Source organism: Streptococcus mitis (assembly GCF_047464035.1).
Taxonomy (GTDB): domain Bacteria; phylum Bacillota; class Bacilli; order Lactobacillales; family Streptococcaceae; genus Streptococcus; species Streptococcus mitis_DX.
In genome coordinates, this window is record NZ_JASHCQ010000045.1 from 1 (window position 1) to 1,555 (window position 1,555).

At 38.9% G+C, this 1,555-nt stretch carries 2 protein-coding genes and 1 other annotated feature; both genes read left to right on the forward strand.

Annotated features, from left to right (window positions below):
- The first annotated feature begins 194 nt into the window (after positions 1–194).
- Positions 195–330, forward strand: a sequence feature (ribosomal protein L10 leader region).
- A 38-nt stretch (positions 331–368) separates the two neighbouring features.
- The gene (gene rplJ / locus QM818_RS08940) at positions 369–869 is read left to right on the forward strand and encodes a 50S ribosomal protein L10 (RefSeq protein WP_001287281.1); all 501 of its coding nucleotides are present in this window, start codon (positions 369–371) and stop codon (positions 867–869) included.
- Positions 870–941: 72 nt separating this feature from the next.
- Positions 942–1,310, forward strand: coding sequence for a 50S ribosomal protein L7/L12 (gene rplL, locus QM818_RS08945; protein WP_048716072.1), 369 nt, complete (start codon positions 942–944; stop codon positions 1,308–1,310).
- Positions 1,311–1,555 lie beyond the last annotated feature (245 nt).

Consider the following 1,555-nt stretch of genomic DNA (forward strand, 5'->3'; position numbering starts at 1 on the left):
TTATGTTTTGTCATAGTAGACCTCATTTCTAACTCAAACGTCTCACACTTAATTCCACCATAAAAATCCGTTTTAGACTAATTTCCACTTTGGTTGGGCAAGTGGAAGTTACTTTGAGAAATTAGCTCACGAAAAAATTTTAAAAAAAGTTTGCAAAAATCTTGCATTCTTTTTTTGACTATGCTATACTTATATACGGTTTGAAAAAACTGCCTAAGACAGTAGGGGAGCTCGACTCATAAATATCCTACCGAGGACAAAACGTATCATGTAAAAAGAAGCGTATTGTACTTTCGTGTCTAGGTTTGGGCGCGTTTTTCTTTTGGAAAAATTCCCCAAGCAAAATAATAACGGAGGTGAACACACTAATGAGTGAAGCAATTATTGCTAAAAAAGCGGAACTAGTTGACGTAGTAGCTGAAAAAATGAAAGCTGCTGCATCTATCGTCGTTGTGGACGCTCGTGGTTTAACAGTTGAGCAAGATACAGTTCTTCGTCGTGAGCTTCGTGGAAGCGAAGTTGAGTATAAAGTGATTAAAAACTCAATCTTGCGTCGTGCAGCTGAAAAAGCTGGTCTTGAAGAACTTGCATCAGTATTTGTTGGACCATCTGCAGTAGCATTTTCTAACGAAGATGTTATCGCACCAGCGAAAATCTTGAACGATTTTGCTAAAGACGCTGAAGCACTTGAAATCAAAGGTGGTGCAATCGAAGGCGCTGTCGCATCTAAAGAAGAGATTCTTGCTCTTGCAACTCTTCCAAACCGCGAAGGACTTCTTTCTATGCTCCTTTCTGTACTTCAAGCGCCAGTGCGCAACGTTGCTCTTGCAGTCAAAGCGGTTGCAGACAACAAAGAAGACGCAGCTTAATCTTAAGCTACGCAGCGTAGCCTAGCTACGAAAATCTATTATAAATTTAAAACATATTTGGAGGAAATAACAATGGCATTGAACATTGAAAACATTATTGCTGAAATTAAAGAAGCTTCAATCCTTGAATTGAACGACCTTGTAAAAGCTATCGAAGAAGAATTTGGTGTAACTGCAGCTGCTCCTGTAGCTGTTGCTGCAGCTGGTGCTGCTGACGCTGGTGCTGCTAAAGATTCATTCGACGTTGAATTGACATCTGCAGGCGACAAAAAAGTTGGCGTTATCAAAGTTGTACGTGAAATCACAGGTCTTGGACTTAAAGAAGCTAAAGAACTTGTTGATGGTGCACCAGGTGTCATCAAAGAAGGTGTTGCAGCTGCAGAAGCTGAAGAACTTAAAGCTAAATTGGAAGAAGCTGGAGCTTCAGTTACTCTTAAATAAGAGGCATATACCAATTAGAATTCGGAATACTATAGTATCAGCCTTTTAGAATCGTGAACACATTTTAGAAACTGATAAATTAATTTAGTTTCCTACCAAAAACCCTACCAAAAATTAATGGCTCTTTGTCAACTGTAGTGGGTTGAAGAAAAGCTAAGCTCGAGAAAGGACAAATTTCGTCCTTTCTTTTTTGATGTTGAGAGCGATAAAAATCCGTTTTTTGAAGTTTTCAAAGTTCCGAAAAC